The 13,602-nt window shown below is 69.1% G+C and carries 13 protein-coding genes; 7 read left to right on the top strand and 6 right to left on the bottom strand.

Annotation, left to right across the window (positions count from 1 at the left end; all coding sequences use genetic code 11):
• Nucleotides 1-65 precede the first annotated feature (65 nt).
• The 5 genes from ACTEI_RS14320 to ACTEI_RS38320 all read right to left on the bottom strand — a co-directional run bounded on the left by ACTEI_RS14320 (nt 66) and on the right by ACTEI_RS38320 (nt 4,853).
• Nucleotides 66-1,016, bottom strand: a complete 951-nt coding sequence (locus tag ACTEI_RS14320; RefSeq protein ID WP_164465946.1) for an SDR family NAD(P)-dependent oxidoreductase — start codon at nt 1,014-1,016, stop codon at nt 66-68.
• A 293-nt stretch (nt 1,017-1,309) separates the two neighbouring features.
• Nucleotides 1,310-2,104: a tyrosine-type recombinase/integrase gene (locus ACTEI_RS14325; protein ID WP_239082631.1), complete on the bottom strand. Its 795-nt coding sequence runs from the start codon at nt 2,102-2,104 to the stop codon at nt 1,310-1,312.
• Nucleotides 2,101-2,847: a tyrosine-type recombinase/integrase gene (locus ACTEI_RS38315; protein ID WP_239082630.1), complete on the bottom strand. Its 747-nt coding sequence runs from the start codon at nt 2,845-2,847 to the stop codon at nt 2,101-2,103. Before ACTEI_RS38315 ends, ACTEI_RS14325 begins: the two co-directional genes overlap by 4 nt.
• Before the next feature lie 256 nt (nt 2,848-3,103).
• Nucleotides 3,104-3,975 (bottom strand): IS5 family transposase gene (locus tag ACTEI_RS14335; protein WP_372443324.1). Its coding sequence is split into 2 segments (ribosomal slippage): nt 3,104-3,633 and nt 3,633-3,975, totalling 873 coding nucleotides; the frame shifts between segments, so codons are not numbered across the junction.
• Nucleotides 3,976-4,514: 539 nt separating this feature from the next.
• Nucleotides 4,515-4,853, bottom strand: coding sequence for a DUF1963 domain-containing protein (locus tag ACTEI_RS38320; protein WP_239082602.1), 339 nt, complete (start codon nt 4,851-4,853; stop codon nt 4,515-4,517).
• Nucleotides 4,854-5,102: 249 nt separating this feature from the next.
• Between ACTEI_RS38320 and ACTEI_RS14345 the strand changes: the two genes are divergently transcribed.
• The 3 genes from ACTEI_RS14345 to ACTEI_RS14360 all read left to right on the top strand — a co-directional run bounded on the left by ACTEI_RS14345 (nt 5,103) and on the right by ACTEI_RS14360 (nt 8,652).
• Complete coding sequence (locus tag ACTEI_RS14345) at nt 5,103-6,560, top strand: aldehyde dehydrogenase family protein (RefSeq protein ID WP_187645989.1); 1,458 nt, start codon at nt 5,103-5,105, stop codon at nt 6,558-6,560.
• A 68-nt stretch (nt 6,561-6,628) separates the two neighbouring features.
• A complete protein-coding gene (locus ACTEI_RS37765; protein WP_203723767.1) occupies nt 6,629-7,417 on the top strand; it encodes a putative antibiotic biosynthesis monooxygenase in 789 nt (262 codons plus the stop codon).
• Nucleotides 7,414-8,652 carry a low temperature requirement protein A gene (locus ACTEI_RS14360; protein ID WP_122978118.1) on the top strand — a complete coding sequence of 413 codons (1,239 nt, stop codon included), beginning with the start codon at nt 7,414-7,416 and terminating at the stop codon, nt 8,650-8,652. The genes ACTEI_RS37765 and ACTEI_RS14360 overlap by 4 nt, the downstream gene beginning before the upstream one ends.
• Nucleotides 8,653-8,706: 54 nt before the next feature.
• Here the strand turns inward: ACTEI_RS14360 and ACTEI_RS36970 are convergent, their stop codons facing one another.
• Nucleotides 8,707-8,880, bottom strand: coding sequence for a hypothetical protein (locus tag ACTEI_RS36970; protein ID WP_164465947.1), 174 nt, complete (start codon nt 8,878-8,880; stop codon nt 8,707-8,709).
• Nucleotides 8,881-8,957: 77 nt separating this feature from the next.
• On the opposite strand from ACTEI_RS36970, the gene ACTEI_RS14365 reads away from it, so the two are divergent.
• From ACTEI_RS14365 to ACTEI_RS14380, 4 genes are all read left to right on the top strand, one after another.
• Entirely contained in the window at nt 8,958-11,726 is a 2,769-nt protein-coding gene (locus ACTEI_RS14365) for an ATP-binding protein (RefSeq protein ID WP_203723768.1), read from the top strand.
• 159 nt (nt 11,727-11,885) lie between these two features.
• On the top strand, nt 11,886-12,710 hold the full coding sequence (locus ACTEI_RS14370; RefSeq protein ID WP_122978120.1) for an alpha/beta fold hydrolase: 825 nt from the start codon (nt 11,886-11,888) through the stop codon (nt 12,708-12,710).
• 55 nt (nt 12,711-12,765) lie between these two features.
• Nucleotides 12,766-13,089, top strand: coding sequence for a putative quinol monooxygenase (locus ACTEI_RS14375; protein ID WP_122978121.1), 324 nt, complete (start codon nt 12,766-12,768; stop codon nt 13,087-13,089).
• Nucleotides 13,090-13,260: 171 nt separating this feature from the next.
• Nucleotides 13,261-13,593, top strand: a complete 333-nt coding sequence (locus ACTEI_RS14380) for a hypothetical protein (RefSeq protein WP_122978122.1) — start codon at nt 13,261-13,263, stop codon at nt 13,591-13,593.
• Nucleotides 13,594-13,602 lie beyond the last annotated feature (9 nt).

Genomic DNA, 13,602 nt, shown 5'->3' on the forward strand with positions numbered 1-13,602 from the left:
GCGGCGGCCGGGGGAGCGGACCGCCGCCACCGGCGAGATGGGCCGGATCACCGGCGCGGACGCGGTCACCGCATGACGCGGTGGGTGAGCGAGCGTACGGCCCGGGTCACCTCCGGGGTCACGTACCGCAGCAGGCCGGCCGCCCCGACGACGGCTCCCGGCCGGAGGCGCGCGTCGGTGGCCGCGCGGATGATCACCTGGGCCGCGTCGGCATTCCGCGCTGTGTCGGCGTCCCGTGCTGTGTCGGCGTCCCGTGCTGTGTCGGTATTCCGTGCTGTGTCGGTATTCCGTGCTGTGTCGGTACTCCGCGCGGTGTCGGCGATCCGCGCTGTCCCGGCATTTCGTGCTGTGCCGGTGTCCCGTGCCGTGCCGGTGTCGCGCGCCGGGTGGGCGGCCGGGGACGGTGTCCGCGCGGCGGCGCCGGACGCCGTGGCCGTGCCGGGATCGGCGGCCACCAGCGTGATCCCCCGCTCGTGCAGCGGCCCGGCCACGTCCAGCGCCCACGCCAGGTTGGCCAGCCGGGCCCGGCCGGCGACCGCCAGCCCGTGGTACTCGCCCGGCGGTTCCACCTCGCTGAAGTCGGGCACCGCGGCCGTGATCGACGAGGAGGTGACCTGGACGACGCGGCTGGGCGCGGCCGCGGCCAGCGCGTCGAGCAGCGCCTGGGTCAGCAGGAACGGCGAGAGGTGGTTGAGCACGAAGCTGCCCTCCAGGCCGTCCACCGTCGTCCACCGGTCGGCGAACACCCCGCCCACGTTGTTGACCAGCAGGTGCAGCGGACCCTCCGCGCTCAGCGTCGCGGCCAGCAGCCGGACCTCGGCCAGCGAGGACAGGTCCGCCCGTAGGAATCGGGCCGCGGGCTCGGCGGCGCCGGCGCACAGGGCCCGCGCCGCCCGGTCACCCCGCCCGGCGTCGCGGCCGACGACGGTCACCGCGTAGCCCGCGTCGAGCAGGCCGCGCGCGGTCTCGTACCCGGGTCCCGCCGTGCCCGCGGTGACGACCGCCCTGGGTCTCATGGTCCGCCTCGCCTCGCCGTGGGGTCGCTGCATCCGCCGGGCCCGGCGGCGTCTCCGATTCTGTCCGCCGGGCGGCGCCCCCGGTGGACGTTCGCGCGTATGACGACCGGGCCGCGCGCCGGCCGGCGGGGCGGTGCGCTTCGTTGACACGGCAGAGGTCACTGGTTCGATCCCAGTATCGCCCACCAGAGTTTGTGCAGGTCAACGGCTCGTTACCGGATTTCCGGTAACGAGCCGTTGCTGTTCGGTGCTTACTGTGGGAGCGGAATGGGAGCGCAAGATCACCTTCGCGGTTATGGTGCTCCAGCCCTGCCGGAGTGGGCGTGTGGTGCGGTCAGGCCGCGTGAAGCCGGCGGTGGCGGCTGGCGGCGGTGCGGGTGGCTTCCCAGCGTGCTTGGAGGCTGTTGGTGATGCGGGCGGTCATGGCGGGGGTGACGTGGCTGTAGACGCCGCGGACGCCGGGTAGGCGGTGGCCGAGTCTGCGGGCTTGGGCTACTTCGGGGGATGTCGTTTTCGATCAGCCAGGTTTTGTGGGTGTGCCGTAGGTCGTGCAGGTGCAGATTTTCGATGATCGGTGGCGTGCGGGTGGCGGGGTCGCCGTTGACGGCGGGTCGCCAGGCTCGCCGCGACATCGAGGAGCGGCGTAGGAAGGCTCCGCGGGCGCCGCAGAAGACCAGGGGATGGTCGTGGCTGTCGATCACGGTCTGGAGCAGTTCGGTCAGGAACGGTGGTAGGTGGATGTCGCGGACGGCGGCGGTGGTCTTCGGCGGTCCGAGGTAGAGGGTGCCTCTGACCTCGTGGAGCGCGCCGTGCTCGGGGTGGATGCGGATGAGGCAGTCGCCGAGGTGGGTGTTTTTCTTGGCGAGGCCGGCGAGTTCGCCCCAACGCATGCCGGTGTAGGCGGCGGTGATCACGAGGACCTGGTCGCTGTGGCGGGAGATGCGCTCGGCGATCCGGTTCACCTGGCCCGCGGTGGCGGTAGGTCGCTCGGCGGGGTGGCGGGTGAGGATGCGGACGCCTTGACAGGGGCTGAACCCGAGGCGTTCGTCGGCGACGGCTTCACGCAGCAGAAGGCCGAGCAGGCTCATGACGCTGGCTGTGCTGCTCTCGGCAAGGCTCCTTTGAGGGTCTTGACGAAAGCCTTGATGTCTTGCCGGGCGATCTTGTTGAGGGGGACGTTGCCGAAGCGGGGGAGGATGTGGTTACACAGGTGGCTGTGGTAGGCCGCCCATTTGGCGTCGCCGGCCTCGTGTCCGGGTTCCCAGATGGTGATCCATTCGGCGAGGGTGATCCGGCCGCGGGCGGGGTCGATGTAGGCGTCGCGGGCGTGTTCGATGTCGACTTGCTTGCTGCGGAGTTCGGCGGCTGCCCAGGTGGGGTGGCTGGAGTCGGTGACGACGTTGCCGTCGGCTTTACGGAAACGCACTCGGAAGCTGTCACCGCGCTTTTCTACCCATGCCATGGGGTGCTTCCCTTTCGATTCGGGGTCATCGCGGTGTGCATGGACGCTTCGCTGCGGGGGTGTTGGCAAGTCGGCGTCGGGACGCGGCCGGGGTGTGCGGCGCTGGGTCTTGCGGCCGATCGGGGGACGTGCCGCCGGGGTGATGATCGCGGTGAGGTCCGCTGGCGAGAACCGCAGGTGCTTGCCGAGGAAGGTGCACGGAATCTGGCGCGCGGCGGCCTTCTTGCGCAGCCATGACTCGCGGACTTTCGAACGGTCGGCCGCTTCGGCGGGTGTGTAGAGGATGGGCCGGCCGGTGACGGGGTTTGGTGGCCGGGGACATCGGTGTCGGTCCGGCGGGGCAGCGGTCGTGGTGACCTGGGCATGCAAGCACTCCTTGGATGAGGACGTGGTGATCGATGCCGAGACGTGAAGAAGCCCGGCGCCACTGGTGCGCCGGGCCGAATGAGGTGCGAAATCTTTCCGCTATCTGCAGGGCTTCGAGCTGGAGTGATCGAGAATCTGACTACGGATCAAAAGGTTAGGGGTTCCCTTTCAGGCGCACAAAAGATCAAGGCCTTGACCTGCGGAAACAAGGGTCACGGCCATTTTTCCCTCTGTCGGCCCCTAGGGAGTGTTTGGTAAGTCATCGGAGCCATTCGCCGATCGCGGCGATTCGCACGGTGGCGAGGTAGCGGACGGCCAACTTGTCGTAGCGAGTCGCCACGGCTCTATACCGCTTGAGGCGGTTGATGCCGCACTCAACGGCATGACGCTGCTTGTAGATCTCGCGATCGAACGCGGGTGGCCGGCCACCGGCGGTGCCACGTCGTTGTCGATGCCCTGCTTGGTCCGAGGGCTCGCTGATAGTGGCCCGGATCCCGCGTCGGCGCAGGTGAGCACGGTTGCTGCGGGAGCTGTAAGCCTTGTCGGCAAGGACCCGGTCTGGACGGGTCCTTGCCGCTCCCCGGCCCAGGCGCGGCACCCGGATCCCCGCCAGGACCGCCTCGAACTGCGGGCTGTCACCGGCTTGACCAGCCGTGACCAGCATCGACAACGGCCGCTGGCCCTGCTCGCAGGCCAAGTGCAACTTGGTACTCAGCCCGCCACGTGACCGGCCGAGGGCATGGTCGTTGGGTTCGGTGTCCACCCCACCCGGCGGATGTTTCTGATCGTCCCCCTTTTCCGGGCGCCGGCGGCATGCTGATGTGCACGGCACACGGTCGAGTCGACGGATACGTCCCAGGTGATGATGTGGTCGGCATCGGCGGCGGCCTGCAGCCGAGTGAGGACCTCGGCCCAGACACCGTCGCGTTGCCACTGCCTGAACAGCCCGTATGCGGTCTCCCACGGCCCATAGCGTTCCGGCATGTCCCGCCACGGCGACCCCGTCCGGACCCGCCACCGGATCCCGTTGATCACCGTCCGGCGATCCCGTGGCGGACGCCCCATCCGTACCGGCGGAAGCACCGCCGACAGCCGAGCCCATTGAGCATTGGTCAGGTCACCACGCGCCACGCATGCTCAACGAACGATCAACAATCCAAACACTCCCTAAACCCACTATGTGGGATCGTGGTGATCGCATGTCGCTGACGTGGTCCGTCCATAGTGATTCGCGCATTGAGCTGGGCCTTCGCTTGGAATCATGGCCGGACCTGAGCCCGACCCGGTTACTGTGCGTGATGCCCGAAGGGGTGTTTGTCTTCTCAATCAGGGCGGCCACGAGTCATGTATGTCAGTGTTTGACGCGGAAGCCGATGGTCGGCACGAGGCGAGACATGTGCGGCTACCGGGGCAGTGTCGCGCCGCCGAGGAGCCTGCATCACCGCGGTGTGGTGACGGCGGCGGCCGGCCCGGCGCCACATCTGCGCCATCCTCGTCGCTCGTGGCAGCTTGAATGGCGGGCGCAGGGACCGAGGTGCGGTGCCGACCCAGCCCCCATGTAGAAGTCCCGACCAGCGGCGCGCAGTAGTACACAGGTATGACATCGACCATTTACAACGGATGTAACGCCGGATTTCTACCCGCCGGGACCGGTAGCTGAAGTCGCCGGTCTATTCGAGAAACGCGGCGAATGACACGGCCTGGTCGAATCGGTGGGCGGCCAGATCCTCGACGCGAATCAGGAATTTGCCCCGGTAGACGTCGTCACCGGGATCGAACTGGACGAGCGGCAACCAGTCATGCCACACCCGGTGTAGTTCCTTCTCCAGCAGGTAGTCCGTCTGCTCCGGCTTGCTGACGGGATCGCCGGCCTGCTCGCGGGGGTCCGGCAGCACTGACACCGGCTCGGTGACCAGTCCGGACAACACCTCCTGCGTGATCGTCAGCCGTTCGATCTCCCGTTGGCACTCCTCGATCAGCCCGGCGATCTGCGCGGCTTCCTCTTCCAACCGCAGCAACTCGACCCGAGCCGCCGCCTCCCGCTCCGCAAGGACATCGATGCTTATCGCAGGTCACTCAGGGAGGAACGCACCCCACCCACCCACCAACAAGATCCCCTTCCAGCGTCAGTACTGACGCGAGCGAGCCGTCGGCCGGATGTCAGTCAGCTGACGGAGGCTGTCGGCACGGTGGCCGGGCCATTCTCGTGGAGACAGCGAAAGTGCCCGGTACCCGGGCGAGACCACGAGGTGCGGACCATGAACACCATCGCGCAGCACTGGATCAACGGACAGTGGACCGGCTCCGGCTCGGTTCTGGAATCGATCAACCCGGCCGACGGCACCGTCGTCGGCTCGTTCTACGACGGTGGCGAGGCAGAGGCCTCGGCCGCCGTGGACGCCGCCGCCGCCGCGTTCGCGACCACCGAATGGGCGCGCACTCCCTCGCTCCGGGCGACCGCACTCAGCCGGCTGGCCGACGCCCTCGAGGCCCGGGTACCCGAGGTTGCGGCCATGCTGTCCCGGGAGAACGGCAAGCTGCTGGGTGAGACCACGTGGGAGGTCAGCGGTGCGGTCGGGTGGCTGCGGTACGCGGCGGCTTCTGTGCGCACCCAGACCGCCGGGCGCGCCGCCGAGACGGCACCCGGCCAGTACACCCACTCGGTGCCCGAGCCGCTCGGTGTCGCCGGGATCATTTCTCCCTGGAACTCCCCCATCATGCTGACCGTGCGGGCACTGGGCCCGGCGCTGGCCGCCGGCTGCACCGTCGTGGTCAAACTTCCGGCTCAGACGGCACTGACCAATCAGCTTTTCGCGCGGATCCTGGCCTCGGTCCCGGAGATCCCGGCGGGCGTGGTCAGCGTGTTCACCGAGTCCGGCAACACCGGAGCCCCGTTCCTGGTCTCCTCGGACAAGATCGACGTGATCAACTACACCGGCAGTACGCCGGTCGGGCGCCATATCGCGGCCGCGGCTTCCACCACACTCAAGCGGGTCGGCCTGGAACTGGGCGGCAAGGCGCCGATGGTGATTCTTCCCGACGCCGATCTGGACATGGTGATCCCGACCGTGGTGCAGTCGCTGGTGCTGATGAACGGGCAGTTCTGCTGCACAGGCTCCCGCGTACTGGTTCACCGGGACATCGCCGATCAGGTGCGCACCCGACTCACCAACGCGCTCGCGCAGGTGCGGCTCGGCTCGGGCGACGACAAGGATGCCCAGCTCGGCCCGGTGATCGACCGGGCGTCCGCCCAGCGGGTGGACGCGATCGTCGAGGAAGCCACCTCGTACGGCACGGTACTGCTGCGCGGCGGCATGGTCACCGACGGCCCCCTGGCCGCCGGTGCGTTCTACCGGCCGAGCCTGATCGAGGTGGACCGCACCGACGTCCGGATCGTGCAGGAAGAGGTCTTCGGCCCGGTCCAGACGTTCGAGATCTTCGACGACGAGGACGACGCCGTGACCAAGGCGAACGCCACCATCTATGGCCTGGCCGCCTCGGTGTTCAGCTCGGACTCGATGAAGGCCCGCCGGATCGCCCGGCGTATCCGCACCGGCACCGTATGGATCAACACCTGGGGAGCCATCAGCGAGGACTTCGAGGAGGGCGGCGTCAAGGGAAGCGGTTACGGGTATCTGTGCGGCCCGCGAGCTATCGAGGAATTCCAGGCCCTCAAGGTGTACGTGGAGCAGGACCACACCCAGTCCGCTCACTGATCAGATCATCACCTGGCCCGGCGCCCACTCGGGCGCCGGGGAGCCCTCCCGCACAGGAAGGGTGCACCGTGGCCTCGACTCTGATCACCGGAGCGACGGACCCTCTTGGTTTCGCTCTGGCTGAGGAGCTTGCGGAAGCCAGGCACCAGTTGCTTCTGCACGGTCGTAACCCGCATCGACTGGTGCCGGTCGCGCAACGTTTCGGGGCCGGGCAGCACATCGCCAACCTGTCCGCTCTGGCCGCGACCCAGCGACGCTGGCTCGAAGTGGCGACACGGTCACCTCGACGTGCTGATCAACAACGATGGTGCGGCTTCACCTGGAACCGCACCATCCGAAGCCTGCCAGCAGACGGATACCAGCAGCGGCTAGCGGTGAGCCACCTAAGCCCTGTACTGCTCACCCGGCAACTGCTGCCGCTGTTGCGCGCGGGCAGCCCATCACGCAGCGCCCACAACCGATGGCATCAAAACGCAGCATTTCGATTGGAGTGGTCCATGAACGAGAGAAGTGTCTCCCATGCCTACGGTGCCGACGATCCTGGACTGCTTAGCCCACCGGCAATGACAGACATCCGGCACACGCTCCGGGAGCAGAGCCGGAACGCGTCCGCGATCGCCGAACTCCGGCTCGACCCTACCGTTCCGGCCGCCGTCCGGCGTTGGAAGCTGTGGCTCCTCACCGTGTGCGCCATCTACCCCACCATCGTCCTGCTGGGCCTGGCCACGAACCCTGTTCTGGAGGACCTGTACCTGCCGGTGCGACTCGCTGTACTCGTCCCGGCAGCGGCAGCAGCGATGGTCTGGCAGATCAATCCCCGACTGCAGCGACATTTCGGAGCTTGGCTCACCAGATGACAAGCAGCCCGGCTCCGCCGCCGGTGTGCTCCGCGGCGCCCGCACACCACCGACCACTGCGCAGGCTCACGGCGCGAAGCCGCGACGAGACCCACCGCAGCGTCTCCTCACTGGAGCTCTTTTTCGACCTGTGCTTCATCGTGGCCATAGCCCAGGCAGGCGCCCAGTTGGTGCACGCCATAGTCGAGGGACACACGGGCGAGGGGATCCTCAACTACTTGATGATCTTCTTCGCCATCTGGTGGGCGTGGATGAACTTCACGTGGTTCGCCTCGGCTTACGACAACGACGACGTGCTGTACCGGACAGTCACGCTGATCCAGATAGCCGGCGTGCTCGTCCTGACTGCAGGCGTCTCCCAGGCGTTCGAGGAACACACGTACCTGGTCGTCATCCTGGGCTATGTGATCATGCGGCTCGCCATGACGGCGCAGTGGCTGCGCGTGGCGCGGTCGAGCCAGGGCCCCGAGCGGACGACCGCGCTGCGGTACGCCATCGGGCTGTGCCAGATCGGCTGGCTGGGGCTACTGGCCCTGCCGGAGGCCGGCCGCCCGTGGGTCTTCCTGGTGATGGCGCTGCTGGAGATGGCCGTACCGCTGTATGCGGAGCGGGCCCACCCCACGTCCTGGCACCCGCACCACATCGCCGAACGGTACGGGCTGCTCACGCTCATCGTGCTCGGTGAGACCATCGCTGCGGCCACCGTCGCCGTGAAGTCGGGGATCGACGAGCACGAGGCCCTGGGTGAGTTGCTGCCCATCGCCGCCGGCGGACTGCTGATCATCTTCGCCGCCTGGTGGGTGTACTTCGCGGTCCCCATCCACGGGCACCTCCGGTCCAACCGGCAGTCCTTCCTCTGGGGCTATGGCCATTACCTGATCTTCGTCTCGGGTGCTGCGATCGGGGCCGGCTTGGAGGTGGCGGTGGAGCAGGCGGTGGGCAAGACGCACCTTTCAGCGCCGTCCGCGTCGGCGGCGGTGACGCTGCCGACAGCGCTGTTCCTGCTCACGGTGTGGGCGCTGCACTCGCGGTTCTACAAGGTGGGGATTGCCCAGCAGTCGGCGCTGCCGGCCACGGCGCTGCTGGTGGTCGTCTGTACGTTCCTGGGCGACTGGGCGGTGCTCGCGGCGGGGCTGGTGGCGGCGCTGGCGGTGGCAGCCGGGGTGACGCTGACGGCGTACGAGGGCGCCCGTGCCGTACACCCGGTGCACCTGTCTTCGTCGCGTCGCACGTGAATCTTGCATTGTCCGCTGGTGTGGGGGCGGGAGGCGAGCTGCTCGACGAGTCGTTCATCCGCCGGGCGGGAGGAAGACCGGCACGATGGTCCACGTCGTGCTGTCGTTGCGGTGGGGCCGCAGCGCCCGGCTGGTGTTCTCCATGATCTTCGTCGGAGAGCTGCGGGTGCCGGCGAAGCAGTTGGCTTCAGGCTCCGCCTGCCGGTGGGTGCGATAATCGCTGGTCAAGTGCGTGGCTGGTGGTTCGACTGCCTCGCGAGGCATAGCGAGGGACACGGCGGATGTGGGCAAGGACAAGGACAGGCATGGGCGTCGGCCCGACCGGGCTGGTCGGCCGAGAGGGCGAGCTCGCCGAGCTTGCGGCGTTCCTGGACATGGCCGGGATGAACGGAGCCGCCCTGCTGCTCACCGGTGATCCGGGCGTGGGCAAGACGGCACTCCTGGACGCCACCGCCGAGCTGGCGGTGGCGAAGGGAATGCGGGTCGTCCGCGGGAGCGGCGACGAGTACGAGACGGACATCAGCTTCGCGGGACTCCATCAGCTCGTCGGCTCGCTGCCGGACGAACTCGGTCGTCTGCCGCGTTCCGCACGGGAGGCCCTCGAAGTCGCCCTCGGTCTCGGCGCCGGTCCCGCGCCGAGCCAGATCGCCGTCCTGAACGCGGCACTGTCCCTGTTCGACGGGGCCGCGAAGGAGCGGCCGTTGCTCCTCGTGGTCGATGATCTTCATGCCCTCGACCAGGCGAGCCGGGCCGCGGTGGGTTTCGTCGCCAGAAGACTGGGGGGTCGTCGCATCGCGCTGCTCGGAGCAGGGCGAACGGAGTCCGACGAATCCTTCCGGTCCACCGGTCTGCCGGAACTCGAGATCGCGCCGCTGGGTGACTCGGACGCCCTGCGACTGCTCTCCCGGCGCTTCGCGCACCTCCCCCGTCGGGTCCTTTCGACCTTGGCGCACGAGGCGCAGGGAAACCCCCTGGCTCTACTCGAGTTCGCCGGGTCCGCCGCGTCCACCGGGGCGTCCGGCGGCCAATACGGCCAAGGGGTGGGGTGGGCGAGCGGCCAGGGACGGGACGTGCGCGCTCTATACAGCGCCCGCGTCGGGCGGCTGCCGTACCGAACGCGCGAGGTACTGCTGCTCGCGGCTCTTGAGGGCTCCGGCGACATCGGCGTTCTCGAGGCGGCCATCGGGCCGGACGGGCTCGACGGGCTCGCTCCCGCGGAGCGCGACCACCTGGTCATGGTCGCGGAGAACGGCCGCACGGTGCGCTTCAGGCACCCGCTGGTCAGGTCCGCGGTGGTCGACGGTTCCACCGGCGAGCAGCGGCGCAGCGCCCACCGCCGTTTGGCCGACGCGCTGGGCGACCAGCCCGAGCGACGCGGTGACCACCTCGCGAGAGCCACGACGGCGCCCGACGAGGCGGTCGCCGCCGTCGTGGAGTCGGCGGCCCGCAGCAGCTTGCGACGCGGTGACGCCGACGGCGCGATCGCGAGGCTGCGGCGCGCGGCCGAGCTGAGCCCCGACCGGACGGTCCGCAGACGCCGCCTCTCGCAGGCCGCCTACGTCGCCGCCTGGGTCGCGGGTCATCTGGAGGTGAGCCACGAGATCATGCGTGAGGCCGAGGGCGATCCGGCGGCCCGGTCGCTCTCGGCGGCCGCGACGGCCGGCTTCCTCGTGCTCGTTACGGAAGGGGACGCCGACACCGCCCACGCGCTGCTGATGGAGGCGATCGAGCAGACGCCGATGTCGCCCGGTCCGCCGTCCGGCGAGCTGGAGACCGCGCTGTTCACCCTCACGCTCGCCAGCCAGTACTCGGGCCGGCCCGAGCACTGGCAGCCTCTGTCCAAGGTCCTCGCACAGCTTCCCGCGGCGGCGCCCGCCGCCGCGGGGTCCTTGGGGCGCGTCCACCACGACCTCGGCTCCGTCACCGACGGCATGCTGCGCCGCCTGGACGAGGAGATCGCGCGGCTGAAGGACCAGAGTAACGCCGACGTGGTCATCCGCACCGCCCTGACCGCCTCCTACCTCGACCGGCTTCCGGGCTGTCGCGAGGCCGTGTCCCGGGTCATACGCGACGGCGGCGCGGTGGGGTTGAGCATGCCGGCCCTGATGTTCGTCGCCCTGGACGACCTCTACACCGGCCGGTGGCAGCCGTCGGCCGACGCCGCGGACGAGCTCATCGCCCTGTCCGAGGAGACGGGATACCACTTGTTCGCCCAGGTTGGGCACTACATCGCCGCGATGGCCGCGGCCCAGCGCGGCGACCTCGACGCGTGCCGCCGGCACTGCGAGGACATCTGGGGGTGGTCAGGGCCCAGGGGACTGCGGCGGCTGGAGAACTGCGCCCACCAAGCGGCGGCCCGGGCCGCCCTCGGCGCCGCCGACTTCGAGACGGCCTTCCGGCACGCCACAGCGATCTGCGCCCCCGGTGTGCTGCCGCCGTTCAACCCCGAGGCCGTGTGGTCCGCGCCGGACCTCGTCGAGGCCGCCGTGCGCACCGGGCGGCGCGCGGAGGCGCGACGGCACGCGGACGCGCTGCGCGACGCCGGTGTCGGCCACCTCTCGTCGCGGCTCGCGCTGAGCTCGGCCACGGTCAGGGCGATGACATCGGCTGCCGAGGACATGGTCCGGTGCTTCGAGGAGGCACTCGCACTGCCGGGCGTCGAGCAGTGGCCCTTCGAGGTCGGCCGTGCTCGTCTGGCGTACGGCGAAGCGCTCCGCCGACAAGGACTCAACCGCGAGGCCCGGGTGCAGCTGGCCGCCGCCCTCGGCCGCTTCGAGGAACTCGGGGCCCGTTCGTGGGAGGCTCGGGCCGCGGCGGAGCTCCGCGCCACCGGCATGACGCGGACCGGCCGAGGCAAGGCCGGTGAGGCCCTCACCCCGCAGGAGCTGGAGGTCGCCAGGCTGGCGGCGACGGGGCTGTCGAACCCGCAGATCGCGTCGCGTCTGTTCCTTTCGCCGCGGACCGTGTCGTCGCATCTCTACCGTCTGTTCCCGAAGCTGGGCATCACATCGCGGGCCGAGCTCCGCGATGCACTGGAGGCGCTGCCTGCCGAGCCTTCGGCCATCCGGCCGTGAGAGCTACCGGTCGGGTCCGAGCACTGCCCCGGTACTGACGTAAGCGACCGTCGGCCGGATGTCAGTCAGCTGACGGAGGCTGTCGGCACCGTGGCCGGGCCATTCTCGTGGAGACAGCGAAACCGCCCGCTACCCGGGCGAGACCACGAGGAGCCGACCATGCCTTTCGTCACCGGCAGAGACGGAAGCGAGATCTTCTACAAGGACTGGGGCTCGGGCCGGCCGGTCATGCTCCACCACGGCTGGCCGCTGAGCTCCGACGACTGGGACGCCCAGCTACTGTTCCTCGTCCAGCGCGGCTACCGTGTCATCGCCCACGACCGCCGCGGGCACGGGCGCTCCGCCCAGGTCAGCCACGGGCACGACATGGACCACTACGCGGCGGACGCCGCCGCCGTGGTGGCACACCTCGGCCTGCGCGACGTCGTCCACGTCGGCCACTCCACCGGTGGTGGAGAGGTCGTCCGGTACGTAGCCAGGCACGGTGCCGGGCGGGTTGCCAAGGCCGTCCTCATCGCAGCGGTTCCGCCGCTCATGGTCCAGACCGAATCGAACTCGGGAGGGCTGCCGGTCGAGGTCTTCGACGGCTTCCGCGACGCCGTGGCCACCAACCGCTCCCAGTTCTACCTCGACCTCGCCTCCGGGCCGTTCTACGGGTTCAACCGCCCGGGCGCGGACATCTCCCAGGGCGTCATCCAGAACTGGTGGCGCCAGGGAATGGCCGGCAGCGCGCAGGCGCACTACGAGGGGATCAAGGCGTTCTCGGAGACCGACTTCACCGACGACCTCCGGGCGATCGGCGTGCCCATGCTCATCATGCACGGCGACGACGACCAGATCGTCCCGATCGCCAACTCCGCCAAAATGGCGGTCACACTGGTCAAGAACGCGCGCCTGAAGGTCTACCCGGGGCTGTCCCACGGCATGTGCACCGTGAACGCCGACACCGTCAACGCCGACCTCCTTGACTTCATCGAGAGCTGACACCGGCTCGGTACCGACACACAGCCCATCGGCACGGAACAGAAGAGGGATCACCATGACCACAACAACCGCCGGCTACGTGACCGTCGTATGGGATGCGAAGGCCAAGGCGGGCAGGGAGGCCGACCTCAAGGCGTTCATCACCGCCGCCGTCACCCCCTCGCGCAACGACCCCGGCAACATCGACTACGAGGCTCACGAAGTCGAGGGCAGACCTGGCGAATTCGTCATCTACGAACGCTGGGAGACCCGCGCCCACCTCGACGCCCACCTCGCCGCGCCCCGGATGCGGGAACTCGTGCCGCAGATGCTCGAACTAATCGATGGATCAATCGAGGACGGCATCCGCCTGCTGCGCCCGTTCCGTCCCGCCCACTAGCACCGGACGCCCGCCGGCATCGACGCCGGCGGGCCGCACCCCGCGAACCGATTCCGCGGCTGCTTCCCCGGTAACCGCCCCCGGGTGCACCCCGCTCCGACGACACGCACAAGAGAGACATGACATGACCACCACATTGATCACCGGCGGCAACAGGGGCCCAAGCAAGGCATGGAGTTCACCACCTTGATCCTGCCGCCAGCCACCCTGCTGGCCGAGGCATGGATGATGACCGTGGTCTACGGCGCGATGTTCCACGTCGCGGCCACCGAATACTTCGCCGGCCGCACCGACGTGACACTGCCCGCATATTCGGACGTGCCGACCGGCCCCGAACCGCATCAACTCCTGCAAGACGAGATCCTGGGGATCCGCCATCCGGCCACTACGCCGCCCGGAGGCGGCGAGATCACTCGGGGTTTCGGCATCGCCTTCCACGAGCGGTTCGTCCCGATGGACATCGACTACGCCGCGGCCTACGACAGCGTGATTGTCGACGGCTGACTCGCGACA

Source organism: Actinoplanes teichomyceticus ATCC 31121 (assembly GCF_003711105.1).
GTDB classification, from domain to species: domain Bacteria; phylum Actinomycetota; class Actinomycetes; order Mycobacteriales; family Micromonosporaceae; genus Actinoplanes; species Actinoplanes teichomyceticus.